Source organism: Streptomyces sp. NPDC029164, from assembly GCF_055563995.1.
Genome location: NZ_JBVHWW010000031.1, coordinates 1 through 19653 on the forward strand (window position 1 = coordinate 1; position 19653 = coordinate 19653).

A 19653-nucleotide genomic window follows, 5' to 3' on the forward strand; every position below is an offset into this window, starting at 1 on the left:
GCTGGAACAGCGCCCACAACTCATCCGGCACCAGCCGCTCAACAATCCCCACCACGAACGACAGCCTACCCAACCATCCAAATGAGATGGCTTCTAAGGGCTGTCCCGTAAAGGATCTCCAGTGGCGGGCTCGGTGCCCGGGGCGGCGCCTCCGTCATGCGCTCTGCTCGTGGTTGTGCCGCTTCAGGCACTTCGGGGGAAGTCAGGGTGGTCGTTGTAGGGCGACGCGAGGTCGAGCAGGTCGTCGCATGGCCAGGGGTCTCCGTCGAACTGGCAGTCATCGCGGTCGTCCCACGGTAGTTCCGGGTCGCCTACGGCCGGACTGAGGACGTGGCGGGCCAGGATGCGTCGCTTGGCCTCGACCTCACGCAGAACGCGGGCCGGGTCGTGCAGGGCCACATGCAAGGCAATCGTGGGGTGGAAACCTGCGAGCTCCATCTGACAGAAATCGACGGTGTGCCCGTGGGCGGACCACCGCCCGCATCCGTCACCGTCGCAGCGCCGGGCCAGGTCGGCCTCTTCGTCCAGCCGCGCCTTTAGGAACGTCACCAGGTCTTCACTCATGTGCACATCCTCGCTGGCGCGCCTGGCCTCATCGCCTGATTTCTGTCGTGCGAGCACGCTGTCTCTCGCCGGTCGGAGCTGAAATGATCTTGCTGTGGCTGGTGTGATCACGGCGTCGGAGCCGTCTTGGATAGCCCCGCTCGCGGGGCTGAGCCCGCGCTGCTTCGGGAAGCTAGTAGCGATGCTGCGGCGCGAGGGTGCGGACTCGGTCCGCAAGGGCCGGCCTTGGAGCCTTCCGCTTGAGGACCGGGTACTGCTGGTCGCGGTTTGGCGCACGAACCTGACGATGCGCCAGCTCGCCCCGCTGTTCGGGGTCTCGAAGTCCGCCGCCGACCGCATCATCGACCACATCGGGCCCATGCTCGCGCTCCAGCCCCGCAAGAGGTTCGCCAAGAACACCGTGCTCATCGTCGACGGCACCCTGGTACCCACCCGCGACCACACCATCGCCGAGCAATCGAAGAACTACAGATACTCCACCAACCACCAGGTGGTCATCGACGCCGACACCCGACTCGTCGTGGTGATCGGCCGCCCCCTCCCCGGTAACCGCAACGACTGCAAGGCATGGGAGGAATCCGGTGCCAAAGCTGCTGTCGGCAAACCACCACGATTGCCGACGGCGGCTATCTCGGCACCGGACTCGTCATGCCCCACCGCCGGCGCAAGGGCGAAGGCCTGCCCGAGTGGAAGGAGGCCCACAACCGGTCCCACAAACAGGTCCGCGCCCGCGTCGAGCACGTCTTCGCCCGCATGAAGACCTGGAAGATCCTCCGAGACTGCCGCCTCAAAGGCGACGGAGTCCACCACACCATGCTCGGCATCGCGCGCCTACACAACCTCGCCCTCGCCGGATAGGCAGGCGGGCCGCACAGCGAACAGCCACGTCCGCACCGACTCAAGCGCCCTTTACGGGACAGCCCTTAGGCGGAGGCTCAGACGATTGCCTGGAAGCAGGCTGCGGAAGATCCGGCTCATCGTCGCTTCTGTCACCGCTCAAACGGCACCCCCCAGGGTTTGCCTTGGTCAACTTAACCAAGGCATGCAGGCAGGTTAGTCCCGCGTGTCGGTGCGCGGGAGGTGTTGCCTACACGAGGGCGTCACTGCCGTATGAACCGAGCACGGGCCAGCCTGGGCCAGTCATCACCTAAGCGAGAGCCCGCAACGCCGGGTGCCCGCCGCGGTGACAGCGATCGTTGCAGCGTTCCCGGCCCCGGCGCGACCTGCCCGGAACCGGCGTCGAAGAGGCGTACACACTGCGCCTGTTAGAAAGCCCAGGTCATACCCGTGGCGGTCATTTTGACGGCCACGGCCGACGCGGCGTGTACCGGCCGACTGACCCGCCCGAGTCGTGTGTAGCCGGGCTCGAAGCCGGCTGCCGGGCGGCGGCGTCGGGGCGCACCGAGGCGGGGGAGGGTGTTGCTCACCCTGCTGGGTGGCCGTGCAGTGGCGTGTTGTCCCTCGACGTGGCAGTCGACCCACAGGCGGAAGTCCTCTGCCTGCCAGTTCTTCCCCCACTGCTCCGTGGCCCCTGCGAAGTGCCGACGTGCACGGAGGAGGACCAGGCCCAGCTGCCAGCTAGGCCCCGGTCGGCGGTCGAGGCGCGGTCGCGACGTTGTCAGGCCACTCCCTGACGCTGGGCGAGATCGAGGAATTCCTGTCCGAGGTCTGGTTCACCCTCACCGACTTGCCCCCTCCCACCCCGCTACGACTTACGCCTGTGGCCGCTACCTCTTGATCCCGTTGAGGCAGAGCACGTACTGCTTGCCGGAGCGGTGCCGGTTCCTGTCGAGTTCCTCGTTGAAGCCGATGTCTGTCAGACCCTGGCACCTGGAGGTGTCCTTGGTGTCGGGCAGCACCCGGACCACCTTGAACGCCGCGTCCTCGCCGTCGCATCCGACCACCCGCAGGTCCGGGAAGATCAGGTTCCCGTCGTTCGTGAGACAGTCGCCGACCTCGGCCCGGTCGATGTCATCGCGGCTGACGAACCAGTACACCGCACCGGTGCCGAGGGCGATCACGACAGCGGCGATCACGACGATCTTCGCGATGCCCGCCTTCCGGCTCCGGGACGGCTGGGCCGGCGGGGCGGACAGCTGCGGCGGCTGGGTCATGGAGCGGTCTCCTGGTGTGCGTCCGTGTGCGCGGTGCGTGTTGACGTGCGCACGTGTTGACGTGCGCACGCTATATCACCGAGCGGCCGCCGCTGTCGGCGGCCGGGCGGGCGTGCGCAGCGCCCGATGTTCCCCGAGGTCGGAGGAGCACAACGGTGAATCGAGGTGCCCGCGCGGGTGAAGCCGGAGCCTGAGGCTGTTCCCGACGGCCCGGGAGCCGGTAGAACCGACCCATGATGATCATGATGCCGGGTTGTCCCACGCAAGCCGGGTCTGGCGGTGCCCGATAGCCGCATCGGCGGGGACCTGCGCCATACGACACAGGCTCGCGAGACCGACCTGCCGGCGCTGACCCGGCCCGGCTCAGCAGACGTACGTCATCGGACCGCTCGGACCGCGCTGAAGCCGTTGGGGCCGGCGGAGTGCCGCATCGTCACGCGGCATCGAGGCGGCGGAATTGATGGGTGGCCAGGGCAAACAGGGACGACGAGAGGACGGTCGACTGCAGTCTCCGGTGAGAGCGGACGCGAGGAATTGCGTGCACGCTACGGCGAAATGTTCCCATCGGGGGCCCCGGGCACAGGCCCCGACAGACAACGACGACCTGGCGGTCGGGCTGCGCGAGGCCCACCAGCACCACCTGCCGGACATCATGATCGCCGCCCTGCGCTACGCCCGCGCCAACGACCCGGCCTTCCCCGGCTCGGTCGACAAGCGCGGCGCCGAACTTCTCTACCGCGTCGGCGATCTCAAGAAGTGGGCCCGCAACCGGCCCCGCGCCGCCACCGGCACCACCGACCTCGACTGACCGCCCCAGGCCGCCCGGCACGGCCCTGTCCGGTTCAGCCGACACGATCCCCCTCACCTGGAGAGCACCCGGTTCACCAGGCACAGCACAGAAAAGGAACACCGCACCATGACGAGCACGACCGCACTCCCGACGATGCTGCGCTGCACCGACCCCGGCCTGCGCGAGCAGCTGGAGGCACTGCCCGCCTCGGCGGCGCTCATCAGGCTGCGCCGGACATGTCCACCCCGCAGTACCGGAGCCGCTGAAACGGCTCTTGAACAAGTCCCTGGCCGTATACAGCACGCTGATGATCACGCCCGCGGTCATCAGCCTCAGTCCGCCTACCTCGAGAAGGACGGAGACTGTCACGCGTACTACGTCTTCGACCCGCCAACCCTTACTGTTCGGTAGTGACGGGGTCGTTCAGGTCGGGCAGGCCCGCGCCCGGCTTGTCGATGTCGAGCCAGGTGACGTGTTCGCTGAACCCGTCGTGCTCGTCGTCGATCACGCACTCGACTCTGGGTCTGATCCTTGATGAGGCTCTCTAGGGCGCTGTGCGTGGACGCGGCGCACGCGCTTCACCGTCACCGCCGCCGGGAGACCGGCCAGGAGGAGGGACAGCCCCAGCGGGAGCACCCCCGCCCACACCGTTGGTGAGACGTACGCGGTGCCGGACGTACCGTCCACCAGCCACGCACGGACCGGTTGCGAATCGATGTCGCCCTCGACGGGGACGTCGAACGACGAGCCGCCGTCGTCCGGGGTGAAGGCGCCTGAGCAGGACGTCGACGTTCCCGCATTGGCCACGGTGTTGTCGTACGTCCGGCAGCCGGCTTCGGTAACAGTCCCGGGCTTGCCCCACAGCGCCGCCCGCAGCTCCCCGGTGAAGTTCGTCAGCACGACGTAGGCCAGAAACAGCCCAACCAGACAGGCCAGCGCCAGCCACGGCGCGGGTCCGGCCTGCTCCGATTGCCCGTCCAAAGCGTCCCCACCCTCGCTCATCCCACCCTCGGATCGCCGACGGACCTCCATGGTGACCGATCCGAAGCACCGTTGGAAGCCCTCCATGGCGTGCTGGTGGGCTCGCACGATCGTCGAGTCGACCGATACCCGCCAGTCAATGTCGCCTGCCGCGTCCTACTCCGCCCGGACCGCTCGCGTCATCCGCGAGACCGGGGCTGTCGGGACGTTTCGGCAACGCGGCGAGGTGCCGCGCCAGACGCCGCGGACCCGGCCATGATCCGCCGGACAAGTCCTAGACCCCGGCGGGTCTGCGACACGCAAGTTGAGGCCCACGCGTCACGGCCAACCGCCCTCGCCCAACGCTTTCGGAGTGACGGGGGAGGAGTGTGTAAGGCTGGCACGGACCGTGGGTGAACGGCCCTGGAGGTGACCTGTTGGAGGAAACGTGGAAAAGGCTGTGCCGCAGCGGCGACCACACGCTGATGCGGGGGCTCAGGGTGAGGTCATGAACGGTCTGCGCGAGCACGGGTTCGCCCGCTACGGCGCTGCACAACTCGACATCCAACCGGCCGGCTCCGCTGCGGGGGACTTGGCCAGGATCCGGAAGGTCTGCGCGGATCTGCCGCCCGATCCGTACGCTCCGGGGACGAACCGGTTCCGCCGGTACTCCCATGCCGTGTACCTGCCGTGGAAGGACGAACTGTCCTGGATTCCCGGAACCCCCGACCCGGTACACGGTACGGTCACCGACTTCTCCCAGGGTGAGGGCGACCTTGAGCACCCTCGGAAGCGGCGCGTGCTCCCTGACATCCCCGAGGTGCTGCGTGGCAACGCTCTGCTGTTGCGACTCCTGCGCTGGGACATTGAGCAGGTCCTGTCCCTGAAGAATCTGGGGAGACGCCCGCTGTGGGCTGGTGTGCACCTGATCAGGCTCGGCGTCGACCGTCCTGGCCAGGACGCCGTTTCTTCCCCGAACTGCCTGCACCAGGACGGCGGTTCAGCCAGCACGTTCACTTTCGCCCACCTGATCAGCCGTACCAACGTCACCGGCGGGCAGAACGTCATCGCCACACCGGGCAGCGCAGGACTCCAGCCCGACGACCCGTGGGCCGACATCCATGCCGACTTCACCCTCACCGACCCGCTGGATGGCTACGCCGTCCACGACCACAGAGTCAGCCACTACGTCGGCCCGGTCCGCACGGGCTCCGAGCCAGGGCCGGGCGAACGGTCCATCCTCATCGTCGGCCTCGCCCCCTACGTCCCCCAGTTGTGACACCGCCACCAGCAGCGCCCGCACGTATGCGTACTGTCCTCGGCTGACCGTCGCGTGGCGCTCGGGCGCCCTGCGCTCCCGCAAGCCGTCCCACCGTCGCGGGGCCCGGCGAAGGAAAGGGCAGACTAGGAGCCGTCGCGGCAGGGCTCCGGCCTCGCTGGGGCGCAACGAGGCGGTGGTCGTACGAGGTCCGGGTCGTGGAGGTCCAGTGGCCCTCGGCGTTCAGGGGGGATTCGCCGCGCCTACGTCGGCGACGCGGGCGCCGGCCGTCGCGGTGTGCTCGGTGACCTTCAGCACGACGCAGCTGATCTCGACGCCGCGGCCCTCCAGCGTGCTGTGCCCCACGGGCGCGAGCCCCGACCTCTTTCCCCGGCGTCGGAGCCCAGGCGGTGAGTTGGTCGGGGTTGAGTCGGTCATGGCGGGCACGCTGGTTGGCGATCCGGGTTCCGGTGCGGTGTGCGGTGCTGTCAGGGAGGTGTTCTACGTCGGCATGCCGCCGGCGATTTCGATCCTGGCCAGCCGCTCCAGTGCCGCGATGTCATGGGCGCTGATCACCGCCTCGCCGCCGATTTCCGCCAAGGATTCCAGAGCGCCCGCGCGCGACTGCCCGGGACCGTTGAGGCGGACCGCCTGGAGCAGCGGCACCACGGCGGGTCCCCACGACGAGAACGCCTGAACCGCAGCCTGCCTGACCTTCGCGGCCCGGTCACCCAGCAGCGGCAGCACATGTCGCGCGGCAGTCGGCACGTCGCTGCGCCAGCGGCTGATCGCTGTCACAGCCGCTCGCCGCAGGGTTGCATCGTCAAGCAGGAGGGCGCCAACGTAGCCGTCCAGTTCCGCCGCCCCGAAACCGGCGAACGCCCCCAACAATCGATGAGACGCCTCTCCCGGTGCCGAGGTCTGCAGGGCACCGAGCACCGCCTCGAACGCCTCCGTGCCCATGCGGCGCAAGACGGCACGCAGGACAGGCTCGCTCACGGGCGAGCCAGAATCCTGCAGTTGCCCGATCAGCACCGGTAGGAGCGAAAAAGGACCCCAGATCAGCTGCGGCAGCAGCGGCAGCATCCCGTTCTGTCAGGTCATCCGCCCCCAGAGCGAGAACCAGTTCGAGTGTGGTCACGAGCGCACGCTAGCCGACCGCACCGACAGGGCGGTTCCAGCAGCTCGCGAGGACCGGCTGTGGGGCTGCTCAACCCCTACGCAGCATCGCGAACGGCCCGGCCAGCGCGTACCGGAGCCCGAAGCACCAGGCGCTTGGTACTCCAGTCATGCTTCGTGGTCAGGTTCGATGGCCCGCGGGCGCGACTCGCCTCGGCCGGATCACAGAGGGAGGCAGATGAACGAGCGCACGGTCATGCTGAACATGCTCGCGCAGGACCTGCGTCCGATCGAGCAGGGTGTCGAGTGGTTCGAAGCCCTGCCAGCTGAGAACCAGTTCGAGGTCCTGCGGGAGCTGGGCGGACATTGCATGCAAGCCCGCGCAATGGAGGAGGACGGGCCCGAGAGCATGCGACGCGCCGGCCTTCGGCCGACGTATACCCCCGCGGTTTTGATCACGCGTGGGCAGCTCAACGTACAGCTGGAAAAGATCATCAATCTGCCGCAGGACGAGCGGGTGAAGTCATTTCGGCTGTTGGTCGCGCTGCTGGGGGTGTCGGACGAACGTCGCCGGGAGCGGTTTTGCGCCCCCTGGTGTGGTCATGCCTGGCACCAGTTGGCGAGTGGAACCGATCGAGGAACGGCCACCGCGTGATCATCAACGGTTGTGTGGACTTCTGAAGATGGTGCTTTGGCCGCCGGCCATGGCGCAGACCCTGCTCGTTGGCGGGCGACGCACGACCAGGCCATGGCCCAAGTTCAAGATCTTCCACCCCCGCTTTTGAACGCACCTCACTCGGCTCGCGGATCCGAACCGCCCGAGCCCTACTGCAAGTCGCAGCGTGTCGGGCCATATACGGGCCGGATCCCTGGTGTCGCTCGATCCGGCAATGACGCCACACATGGTGCACTCGCTATGGTGGCCCGCACTGGCGCTGAGCTGCATCGGCTCGTACACACCCGCTGTGCAGCACAGGTCCTCCCCCAGAGAACTCCTTCTGCCAGGAGTGCCGCGCCCGACTCCTGGAGTCACAGCAGAAGCCGGCCCACCCCGGCGCCTGACGTCCTGGGCCTTCTGGCCGCATCCGGCGAGCCGCGCTTCGCCCGGGCGGGCGAGGCTGTCGGTGAACGATGCCCCTGCCCGGCAGCCGGCAGCACCTCACCGTCCGCCTCAAGCGGGCCGAGTACCGCCTCCTCCTGACCGCCGTCGCGTCACGCGCGTTCGGCAACATCGTTGGACCCTGGCGAAGATCTCGACCTCCCGCACGACGAGCGCCGGGCCGCGCCGCCTGATTGCCGTTGCCCGCTCTGCCACCTGTGTCCCCGGACGAGGCCCAGGTCCTCGCCGATCCGGCCCTCACAGTCACCTTCCAACCGGCCTCCGGAATCGCCCGCCGGGTCGCCCTGTGCGCGCCCTGCGGCTCGGCCGGCCCAGCCGGGGGAAGACGGACCTGGAACCCGCCGACCTCGCGTGGCGGGTAGTGGAGCGCTACGCCACGACCCTGCTCACCGACTACGACGAACGCCACTGGCACCCGGCCCAGGCCGAGTGCAGTTCGCCGCCGGCCTCGCACGGATGGCTTGGACCGAGGAGTCCGTACGGGCCGCCGTGCGCGACGCGGGCGACACCGTCTTCGCCGGGAGGCTGGTCCACGCCTTGGAGGGCGGAAGCGCCTACAGCCTGCGGTGCCACGTCGCCCCCGACGATCCCGCGTTGCACTCGCTCCGGCGCCTGATCGACGTCCTCGCCACAGCGGCAGAGCAGCCCCGGGCGGCCACCCCGGGGACGCCGCCTGACCTTCGAAACGGGCAACGTTCCCCTGTGGCACACCGCCGGGAGCAGCGGCATCGAGCCGACCGAGTACGACACGTGGACTACCGCCGAGCAGCTCCGCCCGATCCGCGGCATGGACCGGTACCCGGCCCCCAAGCACCCTCGCGCGGCCGCCGCGGCGCCGCCCGGTGTGCATCGGTGCTGGACGGCTGTGCCCGCGGGCAGGCCGCGACGGTGCACACCCCAGGGCCACCGACTGGCGGGCGTTGGCGCTGACGGCCAGGCGGCGGTCACCAAGCGCAAGCAGCGGAACGCCTAGAACTGGGCTCTGTCCCCGATGTCCTTCACCCGTTCGCAGGCCACGCGGTCGATGTCCTTGAAGCGGACGCAGATCTTCGATTCGGCGTCCCACCGGTCGTGGTTCCACGTGTAGCTGAGCGTCTTGCCCACCCGGGTCGCCGTCGCGGGGTTCTTGTCGAAGGCGTACCGCTTGCCGTTCACGTACAGCGACACCTGGCGCGTCTTCACGTGCTTCGGCGGGTTGGTCCAGATCGCGGTCGGGGTGTTCCAGACGTTGGAGCCCTCCAGCCGGATCCAGACCTGGGGGCCGGAGAAGTGGTGGGTGCAGGAACTGGAGTCCGCGGCCGCCGGCCCCGCTGTCGACAGGACCGAGGCGACCGCCAGGACGGCCGCCGTGTACAGATAAACGATCTTCCGTCTGCCTGCCCAACAGGCAGACGGAGCCAGCGCGATACGGCTCCGCCGCGAAGTCCACCCCGACGAGCGCCCGTCCGAGAGGAGTGGTCCACAGGGCGGGCCCCGTCCACAGAACAGCCCACCCTGGAGCCTATTCGGGCGGCGGGCCGACTCCGATCGAGGCGGTCCGCGTGCAGCAGCTCCACCGGGGCCGCGGCTACGGAGGCGGCCTCCCTTCGGGCTCTGGCCGCGATTCCGTGAAACGTCTGGGTACCCGCTCAGCGAGAGCGACGCCGACGGTGGTACGCGAACGTCAGAGCCAGCAGCAAGGGGCCCCACAGGGTGAACAGACCGCTGACCGTCATCGCCAGCACGTCCCAACCTTCGGCGTACGGGAAGCCGTCAGCACCGCCGAGGCGGAAGGCCCCGAACGCCCAATGGACCATCAGAGCGGTGAAGAGGAGGCCAGTGATTGTCGCCGGGAGGATTGCTGCGAAGGGCGGTATGCGTCTGCCACCGAGCTTGGGGATCCAGGCGGGCACTACCTCTCCCCACCGGCGGACCAAGCCGAAGCTCAGCAGTGCAAATGCCTCGGACAGGACGCTGAGTCCGACGACGTAGGGGATGTTCCAGGGTGAGGGTGGCAGGACCTCCCCGCCCATGCCATAGCCGAAGGCGATGGGCAGACGCCATAGGCAGACGGGCAGCGCGACCCAGGGCATCGCATGGGCTGCACCGGCTGCCCACCGGGGAACAGGCCGTTCTGTCGCTGCCGTATCGATGCGCGCCGTGTGGGTTGTCATGTCCTCAATATGTCTGGGCAGCCCACGGATTCGGATCAACTCCGCGGACGATCCACCTCCCTCTGAAGGACGAGGAGTGGGCGGTCCACAAGTTTGACTTCGCCACTGTGATGACCCACGTCATAGCCAGGTTTCACGGAACTGCGGCCAGAGCCTCCCTTCGACGACTGTGACACGGGCTGGTGTCAGCGGTTCCCGAGCCACCAGATGACGGCGGCGATCGCGGCGGAACCGACAGCGGTGCCGGCGCCGCGTACGGCGCTGAACAACGCGGTGCGGCCGAGTCGGCGAATGGTGCGCTTGTTCTTCATCGTGGGCCCCCTTGGGTGGTGGCGCCCGGCTCAGGCGGCTGGGTGCTGACCTGAGATTCGGGGCCGGCGGGGGCGGTGTCCGAAGGGACTGACGGTCCGGACGAGCGGCCTCTAGGCTCCGAAGGTCAACGCCGTGTCCGCCGGCGGTGGTACGGACAGGGTGGACGGGGCGGACACGGCCGACGGGGGGGCAGATGCCAGATCCAGCACGAGAGTTAAACGTGCGACTACGCGCCCTCGAGGGACGTGCTCAGCGTGCCCGCAAGGCCGCAGGCCTGTCGGGTTCCCGGCGGGAGGCCGCAGCCGCAACGGTGCGGACGAAGTACAGGGTGGCGGTACGGTTTCAGGCGGTCAGCGCCTGGCTCTCGGCTCCGCCGAAGCGTGCGACGGTACCCAGCGCGGCCAGCAGCGAGCAGGTTCTCGCCCTGGTCCAGTTGTGGAGCCAGTGGGCTGGGGAGAGGCCGAGCGAGCGGTTCTGGCGGGACCTGCTGGAGCAAGCGCAGGCCCCAGCAAGGGGAACGGCAACCCCGGCCGCAGCCCCCGTAGCCGGGCCGGAGGTTCAGTCGCCGGCGTCGGGTCCGCTTACCTCGTGGCCGCATCAGGTTGGTGTCATTCCCCGGCGGGCCAGCGCGTTCCAGGAGCGCGCCGAGGCATGGCGGCTACAGGAAGCCGAGGCGGGCACGGGTACGACGGCACAGGTTCTGGCCGGGATGGGCGGGGTCGGCAAGACTCAGCTGGCCGCCGCCCATGCCCGTGGTGCCTGGGGGAACGGGGAGATCGATTTCCTCTTGTGGGTCACGGCGGCGAGCCGCCAAGCCGTCATAGCCGCCTACGCCCAGGCCGCTGCCGACATCCTGCGGGAAGATCCGGCCGATCCGGACGGGCCGCGGCGGCGTTTCTGGCCCGGCTGGAACCCAAGCCCACCCCACAAGCGGCGCGGTGGCTGATCGTCCTGGACGACGTCGCCGACCCGGGGGACCTGCGTGGCCTGTGGCCGCCCGCCCAGACGGGCCGGACTCTGGTCACCACCCGCCGCCGACGATGCCGCCCGGATCGCTCACGGCCGCCCGGTCCCGGTGGGATTGTTCACCCCGACCGAGGCCACCACGTATCTCCAGCAGGCCCTGGCATCACACGAGCGCCGCGACAACACCGCAGACCTCGCCGCGCTGGCCGAGGATCTCGGGCATCTGCCGCTCGCCCTGTCTCAGGCCGCCGCCTACCTTGTCGACACCCACCTGGACGCCGCCGGCTACCGGCTACCGCGTCCGCCTCGCTGACCGCGCACGCCAACTCGCCGACCTGCTCCCCGAGCCAGGGAGCCTGCCCGACGACCAGCCGACCACCGTGGCCGCGGCCTGGTCCCTGTCCCTGGAGCGCGCAAACTCCGTCCCACTGGCCTGGCCCGCCCGATGCTCCAGCTCGCCTCCATGCTCGACCCCAACGGCATCCCCCGCTCAGTCCTCACCAGCGAACCGGCCCTCAACCACCTCGCCACCCATCGGACCTCCCGGCACGGTGGCAGCCCCGCCCAGGAAACCCCCGTGGTCACTGTGGAGGAGACCACGGATGTGCTGCATGCTCTGCACCGTCTGAGCCTGATCGACCACTCTCCCGACGAACCCCACCAGGCCGTCCGCATCCACCAGCTCATCCAACGCGCCATCCGCGCCCCCCTCACCCCCGATCAGTGCGACCAGCTCGCACGGACCGCCGCCGACGAGATGACCGAGCAGCTGACCGCCACCGCCACCGCCGCGGACACGCCGCTGGCCGCGCTGCGCGCCGCCGGTGTGCTGGAGCGGATCGCCACCCGGGCCAGCCGGAAGGCCGCCGACTCGCTGCGCGACGACGGCCTGTCCGCGGAAGCGGTGGCCACCGCCCTCGGCACCACCCGCTCCAAGGCCCTGGTCCTGCTCCTGACCGCGCAGGACCGGTAACGGCACGCCCCCCAGCGTCCGCCTGTTGGTTTCGGTTTCGCCGGAGCGGATCCCGGGCCGCCGGCACTGCGTGACCTGGTGCCGGGTTGATCGTTTCCGGTGCGAGAGCGGCGCCCGCTGCTTCTCAGGCTTTGCGCAGGAAATGAGGGTCCGGGTGGACACCATCACGGCCAAGCGGCACATCTTCTCGATGCTGGACGTCGACGGCGACGGGGTCATCTCCCGGCAGGAGTACCTTGCCCGGCCCGAACGCGCGGCAGCGGCCCTGGGCCGGGCCGGTGACGACCCGCTCCTGTCCTTGGCGCGCACCGCGCACGAGAGGGTGTTCGCGTCGATGGACGCGAACCAGGACGGCCGGGTGACCTTCACGGAGTACGAGGCGTGGGCGGGCGCGGAGGCCTTCGACGAGGTGTGCAGGCCGGCTCTGGGCTCCCTGTTCGACCTGGCCGACGCCGACAGCGACGGCCATCTCGACCGGGCGGAGTTCACCCGGCTGCGCCATGCCCTGGGCAATCCCGCAGACAATGCCGGTTCGGCGTTCGACGCGCTGGATGACGACAGTGACGGCCGTGTCGATCGAGACGCCTACCTGGCACAGATCCGTTCCTTCGTCACTGACGGATCCTCTCCCATGGCGCGGGCTCTCCACGCGGAGGCCGGCAACTGACCGGGGGACCAGCGGCTCTGCGGATACACCACCGCCTGGCCTTCTTCCAGACCTGGTGTCTTCACGGGAGGGTTCGCGGTTACCCGTTCGCGTGACGTGCTCCAGCCACGTACGTTCCGCGTATGACCAGGACAACGCCGGCCAGACCGGCAGCCCGGGGGAGGGTGGGCCGGTGCCCTTCGTGGGGCTCGCCCACTTCTTCGGCCGGGACGTCCCCGGCCTGGCCGCCGGTCCCGGCGGCGCTGACCTGGTGCAGCTCTTCCGCTGCCCGCTCGCCCACAGCCCGGACCTGGAGCGCCGGTACCTCCTGCAGTGGCGGCAGGCCGCGCAGACCGAGCGTGCGGACCACTTCCTTGCCGCCGCGCCCGAAGTGCCGTTGCTCCCGTGGGAGGCCGAACTCCCCGAACCCTGTGTCGTGCCCCCCGAGGAGGTGGACACCTATCCGTGGGCGGAGGACGACACGCTGCCCGCAGCTCTGATCGCCCGCATCGACGCCTGGGACGATGCCCAGACGGCTGAAGTCGGCCGTGACGCACCGAACTATCAGGGCGCTCTCTCAATCCCGCCCGCTGGCGGGTCGGCGGCTTTCCCAGCTGGGCGTCGACGGGCCAGATGGACATCAGGTGCGCGTCCTGTGTCGCTCCGATGTGGCTCTTGCTGACAGCCGGGGGGAGATGGACCCCGACTCGCACAGCTGGATGCCGCTGGAAGACCGCGATCCGTCTTTGCAGGGGATGGCTTCGGTCCGGGGCGGCCGGTCCGTCGCCCAGCCCACCCGGCTCCGCTTCGGCCGTGACCGAGACCTCCACGTCTTCACCTGCCCGGGACACCCGCCCCAATGGGTGCTCTCCTGATGCGTCTCAGGGGCGGCGGGTTCGGCCAGCGCGCGCCCTTGTGGGGCGCCGTCGCCCGCCACGCACAGAACACCGTTCCTGCTTCTCGCCGACATCTTCCGCAGCAACCGGGCGCGGCCGTTCCCCGAATCCGGAGGCAACCGTTTCTGTAAGTCGCCTACGTAGCCAGCCTCCTCCTGAACGCCGTCGGGTCACGCGCGTTCGGCAACATCGTTGGACCCTGGTGAAGACCTCGGCCTCCCGCACGACGAGCGCCGGGCCGCGCCGCCTGATTGCCGTTGCCCCGCTTTGCCACCTGTGTCCGGACGAGGACCAGGTCCTTGCCGATCCGGCCCTCACAGTCACCTTCCACCCGGCTTCCGGAATCGCCCGCAGGGTCGCCCTGTGCGAGCCCTGCCACTCCGGCCGACCCAGCCGGGGGAAGACGGGCCTGGGACCCGCCGACCTCGCGTGGCGGGTAGTGGAGCGCTACGGAACTCACCTGAAGGGCGGGCCCCGCCCGAGGCGAGGGGCTGCGGGCGCCGCGCGGAACGCGCGCTGCGGCCGCCGGTGCGCCAGGCTTCCGGCGACAGCGGCCGCAGCGTCTTCAGCCGGCCAGGGCGACGAGCCGTCGGTAGTCGAGCTGGCCGGCGCGCCGGGCGGTGAGGTGGACGTGAACGTCGGCGAGGTAAGCGGTGTACCCGGCCGTGTAAGCCTCCTCGTGCACTGGCGTTCGGCGGCATCCAGAAGATCAGCAGCTGCGCGTGCCTCCGCGTGCCCTCCGGGCTGGCGAAGGACAGCTCGTGCACGACCAGCCCGGCTCGTCCGCAGGCAGGGCCTGCACCACCTCGTCAGGGGTCAGGGGTTCCCCTCGACATCCGCAAACCAGCACGTCCGGGACATCCGCGTAGCGAAGGGTCACGGTGTTGACCTCCCGCTTCTCCCGCAGATGGTGCGGCGAAGCAAGGACACTCTCCGAAAGGGAGATCGGGCTGCTCACGAGCTCGCGGCCTCCGCCAGGACGCGTGCGAGATCGCGGGGGAAGGTGGCCATGGGCCAGTGACCCGAGTCGAGGTCCACGTACTCGAGGCTGGTGGCGCGGGCGAGGTCAGGGCTCTCGCCGGCGGCGATCCACGCCTCAGCCTGGGCGGGGGTGAACTCGGGGCAGACGACCACGACGGGGACCTCGAAGCGGCGCTTGTCACTCAGGCGCACGACTCCCCGGGCGACCCCCTCGGGAACAGGGACAGCGGCGGACGCAAGACGGTGTCGTGTCTCCCGGTCGAGGTCGGCGGCGTCAGCTCCCTCGAAGGGGCCCCAGCCCGGGAAGGGCATGAATCCGTCCTCGATCGCGAAGAGATCGGCGTAAGCCCGCCCGTCAGCGGCGGGGAAGCCGCCGATCAGGGCGACCTTGGCCACCTTCTCCGGTCGCGCGTCGGCGGCCAGCCAGGCCAGGCTCGATGCGACGGAGTGCCCCACCACCAGGGGCTTCCCGGGCGCCGCGTCAACCGCGGCGAGCACTGTCGCCAGCTGGTCGTCAAGCGTCGCGGAGGTGCTGCCGTCCCCCTGGCCTGGGAGGGTGAGTGGCACGGGACGGTGGCCGAGTGTGGTGAGTTCGGGGACGACGTCGTCCCACGCGGATCCGTCGAGCCACAGGCCGGCGATGAGCAGGATGTCCACGTTTGTTCTCCCGGAGAGGAGTCGGATCTGACTGCCGGGACGCTATCGGGAGGCTCTGACAACGGGCTCAACTCGCCTGTGCTGCGGCGGCGGTCTTCGGTGAGGGCCAGGGCGGCCTGCGGCATTGTGGTCGCTGTTCCGCGCCAAACCGGCCCCCGGCCCTTGGGCCGGGGAGAGTACGCAGGCCGTCCGGGAGCCGGCCTGCGCACGCACGTGCCTGCTGGCGTGCCTAAGCGGGTGGGGCGATCATGATTTCGCTTCCGAGGTTGTTCATTCGGGTGTCCTTGTGCATGGTGGTCTCGCCGTCGCTCCAGCGGACCATGAGGTCCCATTTCTGGTTGCCGGAGAATTGCCCGGCGGTCAGAAGGGTGGCGTTTTTCCAGGTGCTGTTGGGGTCCTTGAGCTTGTACTCCTGGCCCAGGGTGCCGGCGCTCACGTTGGTGAAGAGGCTGAGTTCGCCGTCGGACCAGCGCACCATGAGGTCGGTGACGTAGGTGGTGGCGTTGAAGCGGCCGGCGGCTATCTGGGTGGCGTGGCTCCAGATGGATCCGGAGGGGGCCATTTCGGTGCCGGCGCCGAGGCCGTTGGAGCCGACGTCGCCGTGCAGGGTCATCCTGCCGTCGTCCCAGCGGACCATGAGGTCGAACTCTCCGGTGCCGGTGAAGTCGCCGGCGGTGATGGTGGCGACAGGCTTCCAGCCTGCGTTGGGTGCCAGGAGCTGGCGTTCGGGCCGGAAGCCGCCGTTGCCGTCCCCGGGGTAGAGGGTGGTCTCGCCGTAGGTCCAGATGACAAGCAGGTCACTGTGTCCGGTGCCGGTGAAGTCGCCGGAGGCCATCTGCTTGGCGTGCTTCCACGTCTCGCCGCTGCCGGGCAGGATGGGGCTGTCCGTCGGGGGTTGGTAGTCGGGCCGGTGGACCTTGTCGGGCCCGATGCCGTTGTCCGCGTCGTCGTAGAGGTCTTGGGCGTCCTTGCCGAAGAGCGGCGAGTACGAGATCCAGTGGGCGTCGGAATCGTTGCCGCCGCCGTTGTATCCGCCGATGTTGCCGACCACTTGGCCGGTGCGGGCAGCCGCATTGTATCCCTTGATCCACGGGCTGCCGGAGACGCCGCCGTAGTAGCCTCCGCACTCCATCTTCAGCTGCCGGAACCCGTAGAGCCGGGTGGTGGGGACGTCGCACTTGATGGCCTGGTGCTTGCTGTTGACCGAGCCACTGGACGGGTATCCGACCACTGTCACGTTGTGCTCGTACGAAGACGTGGGGGTGAAGGTGAGGGCTCCCGTGACGTTCTCGGGCAGTCCCTTGTCGTTCGCGGTCACCGTGACGAAGGCGAAGTCGCCCGCGGTGAGCACGAGATTCTTGCCCTTGCTGCGGACGACACTGCCCGTGCAGTACGTGTCGCCTCCGAGCGGCTGTTTGTCGTGGAAGAACGTTCCGACCATGGGAAGTCCCTCGAAATAGACCCCCTTGGGTACGTCCGCCGGAGCGGCGGCCGTATCCCGGGCCCCGGGTGCGGAAGCGCCGGGGGCCGAACCCGTGCCGCGCTCCGCGTCGAGGGGGGTGGCCTGGGCCATACGCTCACATGATCAGAGCGGCTGCTCGTGCGACACCCGGTGGGGTATGCCCAGGGCCTGCGTCAGTTCGGTGCGGGCCGGGCCGCCTGAACCGTCCGCGAGCAGGGCGAGCAGCGGCCAGACCCCGGCCGCGGTGAACACGGTGCTCGTGTCCCCGGCCGGGGGCCTGCGCGGGCCAACGCGTCGTCAGCTGGTTGACCGCCCGTACCGTCGAGCTCCTCATGCGGGGGGAGCGTACGTGGAGGGACACCGCCGGGCCGGATGGATTTCCGCGGCCCGGCGGCGCCGGTCGGTGGGGGTCGGCCCGTGGGGCCGGTAGGGCGGTGGCGGCGGCGGTCAGTGACCGCGCAGCCCCCGGTCCACGGCCGTCATCAGCTCGCCGTCGGCGGTGTCCGCGTCGAGCGACCAGAACATCGCGCCGCCCAAGCCGTGTTCGCGTACGTAGCCGGTCTTCGCGCGCAGCACCTGCGGGTCGTCGTAGGTCCACAGGGTGGTGCCGTCGAACAGCCAGGCATGGCCCCCGCGCCGGTCCCGGTGGACCTGGTAGGTGCCGGAGTCGGCCAGCTTCTTCAGCGCCTTGTAGTCCTCGTACCCGGCGGACCAGGTGGCCGGCGCCGGGCCCGTGGCGGGCTGTCCCATGCCGTCCCCGCCGCCGCTGACGCCGGTCCAGCCCTGCCCGTAGAACGGCATGCCCATCACCAGCTTGTGCGCGGGCGCGCCGCGCAGGCGCCAGGCGTCCACCGTGCCGTCGACGCTGAAGTCGCCCCGGGCGTGGAGCGCGGACTGCTGGGCGGTCTTCGGCTCGCCGGAGACGTGGAAGTCGTAGCCCTGCAGGGTCACGAAGTCGAGGTCGCGCATGATCCGGCGGACGTCGAAGCCCGCGTCGATCTTGGCGGGCGCCGTCGGGACGAACGCCGTCAGCTCGTACTTCGTCTTCCTGCGCTGGCTCTTCGCGTACGCGTCGAGCTGGTTGCGGAACTCCTTGACGAGCTCCGTGAAGTTGCGCTTGTCCTCCGGCCGGAACTTCGTATCGGTGTCGCCCGTGGAACCGGGCCACTCCCAGTCGAGGTCGATCCCGTCGAACACGCCGGCGGCCGCACCCGCACCGCCCCGGCTGCCGTCCTGCGGGAGGTTGCCCTTGATGTAGAGGTCGATGCAGGAGGCCACGAAGGCTTTGCGGGAGGCGGGGGTGAGGGCGGCGTCGGAGAAGTGGGTGGACCAGCTCCAACCGCCGAGCGAGATCAGCACCTTGAGGCCGGGGTGCTTGGCCTTGAGCTCGCGCAGCTGGTTGAAGTTGCCGGCGAGCGGCTGCTCCGGGGTGTCGGCTACCCCGTCGACGGAGTTCGCGGCGTCCAGGGGCCGGACGTAGTCGGCCCAGGCGTCGGCCTCGCCGGGCACGTTCCCGGTGAAGCACGTGCCCTGCGGGCTGACGTTGCCGAAGGCGTAGTTGATGTGGGTGAGCTTGCCGGCGGAGCCGTTCGCATCGAGGTCCTGGACCTGGAAGTCCCGCCCGTAGACGCCCCACTGGGTGAAGTAACCGACCTTCTTGTACGAGCGGCCGGCTCCGCTCGCCCCGCCGCCGTCCGCACCGGCGGCGGGCGCGAAGGCGGTGAGCAGGGAGAGGGAACAGGCGGCGACGGCCAGTCTGCCGAGCATGCTGCGGCGCATGGGCTTCCTTTGCGGAGGCGGGAAGGGGGCGTGAGCGCGTGCGCTGTGCATGCCGGAAACTATTGGTCTGGACCAGAGCGGTCAAGGGGGCGGCCGAAACTCGACCGCCGCCAGGGAGTGCAGCCCTACGGGAGGCTCCACTGGCCGACGTCGTCGGCGAGGCCGGTGTTGAGGGCGAACTGGACCGCGGCCGGGTCGGCGTCCTCGGGGAGCCGGAAGGTGACGAAGCCCTCCGCCGTCCCGCCGGGGTCGAGCGTGACGGTGTCGGGGAAGCTCGCGCCCGCCGTCGTGGGGACGTTGAGCCCGGTGAACCGCTGGCCGGTGGCGTCGAGCAGGTGCGCGGCCGGTGCGGGGGAGTCCCGGTAGACGGCGGTACCGGAGTTCTCCAGCCGGAACCGGACGGCGAGGAGCCGATCCGGCCCGTCGGCGTCGGCCTCGGCCTCGGCAGGGGTGCCGGGTGTCGGACTCGCGGGGTCGACCACCTGCGTCAGTGTGACGTCGAGCCGCTGGCCGGGTTCGTTCCCCGCGAGGGAAATCGTCTCGCCGGAGCCGCCGGGGGCCGCGCCCAACAGGGCGGGCGTGAGGAGGGCGAGCGCCACCAGGGCGCCGCGGAGGCGGCCGCAACGCCGCGCCGCACGGCCGGGGCGGCGTAGGCGGCCAGGGCGGCCCGGGCGGCCCGTCTCCCGGCTCCGGGGCACGGAGGAACCCCCCGTCGCACGGTTCACCCTGCTCACGATCCTCCGCGCCCGCGGCCCCCGCCACCCGCGCCGTCCCACTGCCCCGCCGCCCCGGCCCCGTAGGCTGGGCGCCACGCTCGGGATCGGCGCGGGGCAGACCGCGAAAGGCCCAAGGGCAGCCCAAGGGCGGCCCAGGAGAAGCCCAGAAGATCCCAGGAAAAACCAG

Annotated in this window: 20 protein-coding genes and 2 pseudogenes; 9 read left to right on the forward strand and 13 right to left on the reverse strand. The window is 69.8% G+C overall.

The window, feature by feature from the left end:
• Positions 1-183: 183 nt before the first annotated feature.
• Positions 184-564, reverse strand: a complete 381-nt coding sequence (locus ACZ4VT_RS27085; protein WP_467953424.1) for a DUF6221 family protein — start codon at positions 562-564, stop codon at positions 184-186.
• A gap of 94 nt (positions 565-658) precedes the next feature.
• Between ACZ4VT_RS27085 and ACZ4VT_RS27090 the strand changes: the two are divergent.
• A pseudogene (locus ACZ4VT_RS27090) lies at positions 659-1422 on the forward strand (transposase).
• 869 nt (positions 1423-2291) lie between these two features.
• On the opposite strand, the gene ACZ4VT_RS27095 reads toward ACZ4VT_RS27090, so the two are convergent.
• Entirely contained in the window at positions 2292-2678 is a 387-nt protein-coding gene (locus tag ACZ4VT_RS27095) for an LppU/SCO3897 family protein (protein ID WP_467953426.1), read from the reverse strand.
• Between the two features lie 538 nt (positions 2679-3216).
• Between ACZ4VT_RS27095 and ACZ4VT_RS27100 the strand changes: the two genes are divergently transcribed.
• Positions 3217-3486 (forward strand): hypothetical protein, encoded by a 270-nt coding sequence (locus tag ACZ4VT_RS27100; RefSeq protein ID WP_467953427.1) that lies wholly within the window; start codon positions 3217-3219, stop codon positions 3484-3486.
• A gap of 486 nt (positions 3487-3972) precedes the next feature.
• On the opposite strand, the gene ACZ4VT_RS27105 is transcribed toward ACZ4VT_RS27100, so the two are convergent.
• Entirely contained in the window at positions 3973-4470 is a 498-nt protein-coding gene (locus ACZ4VT_RS27105; RefSeq protein WP_467953429.1) for a hypothetical protein, read from the reverse strand.
• A 466-nt stretch (positions 4471-4936) separates the two neighbouring features.
• Between ACZ4VT_RS27105 and ACZ4VT_RS27110 the strand changes: the two genes are divergently transcribed.
• Positions 4937-5707 carry a 2OG-Fe dioxygenase family protein gene (locus ACZ4VT_RS27110; RefSeq protein ID WP_467953430.1) on the forward strand — a complete coding sequence of 257 codons (771 nt, stop codon included), beginning with the start codon at positions 4937-4939 and terminating at the stop codon, positions 5705-5707.
• 222 nt (positions 5708-5929) lie between these two features.
• Here the strand turns inward: ACZ4VT_RS27110 and ACZ4VT_RS27115 are convergent, their stop codons facing one another.
• The gene (locus tag ACZ4VT_RS27115) at positions 5930-6052 is read right to left on the reverse strand and encodes a hypothetical protein (RefSeq protein WP_467953431.1); all 123 of its coding nucleotides are present in this window, start codon (positions 6050-6052) and stop codon (positions 5930-5932) included.
• A 135-nt stretch (positions 6053-6187) separates the two neighbouring features.
• Complete coding sequence (locus ACZ4VT_RS27120; RefSeq protein WP_467953433.1) at positions 6188-6772, reverse strand: HEAT repeat domain-containing protein; 585 nt, start codon at positions 6770-6772, stop codon at positions 6188-6190.
• A gap of 271 nt (positions 6773-7043) precedes the next feature.
• Between ACZ4VT_RS27120 and ACZ4VT_RS27125 the strand changes: the two genes are divergently transcribed.
• A complete protein-coding gene (locus tag ACZ4VT_RS27125) occupies positions 7044-7460 on the forward strand; it encodes a DUF5958 family protein (protein WP_467953434.1) in 417 nt (138 codons plus the stop codon).
• A 1434-nt stretch (positions 7461-8894) separates the two neighbouring features.
• Here the strand turns inward: ACZ4VT_RS27125 and ACZ4VT_RS27130 are convergent.
• Complete coding sequence (locus ACZ4VT_RS27130; protein WP_467953435.1) at positions 8895-9080, reverse strand: hypothetical protein; 186 nt, start codon at positions 9078-9080, stop codon at positions 8895-8897.
• On the opposite strand from ACZ4VT_RS27130, the gene ACZ4VT_RS27135 reads away from it, so the two are divergent.
• Positions 9070-9285 (forward strand): hypothetical protein, encoded by a 216-nt coding sequence (locus ACZ4VT_RS27135; protein WP_467953436.1) that lies wholly within the window; start codon positions 9070-9072, stop codon positions 9283-9285. The genes ACZ4VT_RS27130 and ACZ4VT_RS27135 overlap by 11 nt on opposite strands.
• A gap of 268 nt (positions 9286-9553) precedes the next feature.
• Here ACZ4VT_RS27135 and ACZ4VT_RS27140 read toward each other — a convergent pair whose 3' ends face one another.
• Positions 9554-10078 (reverse strand): hypothetical protein, encoded by a 525-nt coding sequence (locus ACZ4VT_RS27140; protein WP_467953438.1) that lies wholly within the window; start codon positions 10076-10078, stop codon positions 9554-9556.
• 185 nt (positions 10079-10263) lie between these two features.
• Complete coding sequence (locus ACZ4VT_RS27145) at positions 10264-10389, reverse strand: hypothetical protein (protein ID WP_467953440.1); 126 nt, start codon at positions 10387-10389, stop codon at positions 10264-10266.
• Positions 10390-10718: 329 nt separating this feature from the next.
• Between ACZ4VT_RS27145 and ACZ4VT_RS27150 the strand changes: the two genes are divergently transcribed.
• The 4 genes from ACZ4VT_RS27150 (at position 10719) to ACZ4VT_RS27165 (ending at position 12996) form a co-directional block, all read left to right on the forward strand.
• A complete protein-coding gene (locus ACZ4VT_RS27150) occupies positions 10719-11336 on the forward strand; it encodes a hypothetical protein (protein ID WP_467953441.1) in 618 nt (205 codons plus the stop codon).
• Between the two features lie 129 nt (positions 11337-11465).
• Positions 11466-11669, forward strand: coding sequence for a hypothetical protein (locus tag ACZ4VT_RS27155; protein ID WP_467953442.1), 204 nt, complete (start codon positions 11466-11468; stop codon positions 11667-11669).
• Between the two features lie 132 nt (positions 11670-11801).
• Positions 11802-12329 (forward strand): DUF7779 domain-containing protein, encoded by a 528-nt coding sequence (locus ACZ4VT_RS27160; protein ID WP_467953444.1) that lies wholly within the window; start codon positions 11802-11804, stop codon positions 12327-12329.
• Positions 12330-12483: 154 nt separating this feature from the next.
• Positions 12484-12996, forward strand: coding sequence for an EF-hand domain-containing protein (locus ACZ4VT_RS27165; RefSeq protein WP_467953446.1), 513 nt, complete (start codon positions 12484-12486; stop codon positions 12994-12996).
• Between the two features lie 1829 nt (positions 12997-14825).
• Here the strand turns inward: ACZ4VT_RS27165 and ACZ4VT_RS27170 are convergent.
• The 5 genes and pseudogenes from ACZ4VT_RS27170 to ACZ4VT_RS27190 form a co-directional block, all read right to left on the reverse strand.
• A complete protein-coding gene (locus ACZ4VT_RS27170; RefSeq protein WP_467953448.1) occupies positions 14826-15509 on the reverse strand; it encodes an alpha/beta fold hydrolase in 684 nt (227 codons plus the stop codon).
• A 229-nt stretch (positions 15510-15738) separates the two neighbouring features.
• Positions 15739-17082, reverse strand: a complete 1344-nt coding sequence (locus ACZ4VT_RS27175) for an FG-GAP-like repeat-containing protein (RefSeq protein WP_467953450.1) — start codon at positions 17080-17082, stop codon at positions 15739-15741.
• A gap of 42 nt (positions 17083-17124) precedes the next feature.
• Positions 17125-17305 (reverse strand): annotated as a pseudogene (locus ACZ4VT_RS27180) (serpin family protein); the annotation flags it as partial.
• Between the two features lie 113 nt (positions 17306-17418).
• The gene (locus tag ACZ4VT_RS27185; RefSeq protein WP_467953452.1) at positions 17419-18750 is read right to left on the reverse strand and encodes a glycoside hydrolase family 18 protein; all 1332 of its coding nucleotides are present in this window, start codon (positions 18748-18750) and stop codon (positions 17419-17421) included.
• 125 nt (positions 18751-18875) lie between these two features.
• Positions 18876-19349 carry a DUF4352 domain-containing protein gene (locus tag ACZ4VT_RS27190; protein ID WP_467953453.1) on the reverse strand — a complete coding sequence of 158 codons (474 nt, stop codon included), beginning with the start codon at positions 19347-19349 and terminating at the stop codon, positions 18876-18878.
• Positions 19350-19653: the final 304 nt, after the last annotated feature.

Excerpts from the sequence above, each read along its gene's own strand:
- ACZ4VT_RS27085 (WP_467953424.1), bottom strand. The coding sequence starts at position 564 with ATGAGTGAAGACCTGGTGACGTTCCTAAAGGCGCGGCTGGACGAAGAG.
- ACZ4VT_RS27175 (WP_467953450.1), bottom strand. The coding sequence starts at position 17,082 with ATGGCCCAGGCCACCCCCCTCGACGCGGAGCGCGGCACGGGTTCGGCC.
- ACZ4VT_RS27185 (WP_467953452.1), bottom strand. The coding sequence starts at position 18,750 with ATGCGCCGCAGCATGCTCGGCAGACTGGCCGTCGCCGCCTGTTCCCTC.
- ACZ4VT_RS27120 (WP_467953433.1), bottom strand. The coding sequence starts at position 6,772 with ATGCTGCCGCTGCTGCCGCAGCTGATCTGGGGTCCTTTTTCGCTCCTA.
- ACZ4VT_RS27110 (WP_467953430.1), top strand. The coding sequence starts at position 4,937 with ATGAACGGTCTGCGCGAGCACGGGTTCGCCCGCTACGGCGCTGCACAA.
- ACZ4VT_RS27160 (WP_467953444.1), top strand. The coding sequence starts at position 11,802 with ATGCTCCAGCTCGCCTCCATGCTCGACCCCAACGGCATCCCCCGCTCA.
- ACZ4VT_RS27145 (WP_467953440.1), bottom strand. The coding sequence starts at position 10,389 with ATGAAGAACAAGCGCACCATTCGCCGACTCGGCCGCACCGCGTTGTTC.
- ACZ4VT_RS27140 (WP_467953438.1), bottom strand. The coding sequence starts at position 10,078 with ATGACAACCCACACGGCGCGCATCGATACGGCAGCGACAGAACGGCCT.
- ACZ4VT_RS27105 (WP_467953429.1), bottom strand. The coding sequence starts at position 4,470 with ATGAGCGAGGGTGGGGACGCTTTGGACGGGCAATCGGAGCAGGCCGGA.
- ACZ4VT_RS27095 (WP_467953426.1), bottom strand. The coding sequence starts at position 2,678 with ATGACCCAGCCGCCGCAGCTGTCCGCCCCGCCGGCCCAGCCGTCCCGG.
- ACZ4VT_RS27125 (WP_467953434.1), top strand. The coding sequence starts at position 7,044 with ATGAACGAGCGCACGGTCATGCTGAACATGCTCGCGCAGGACCTGCGT.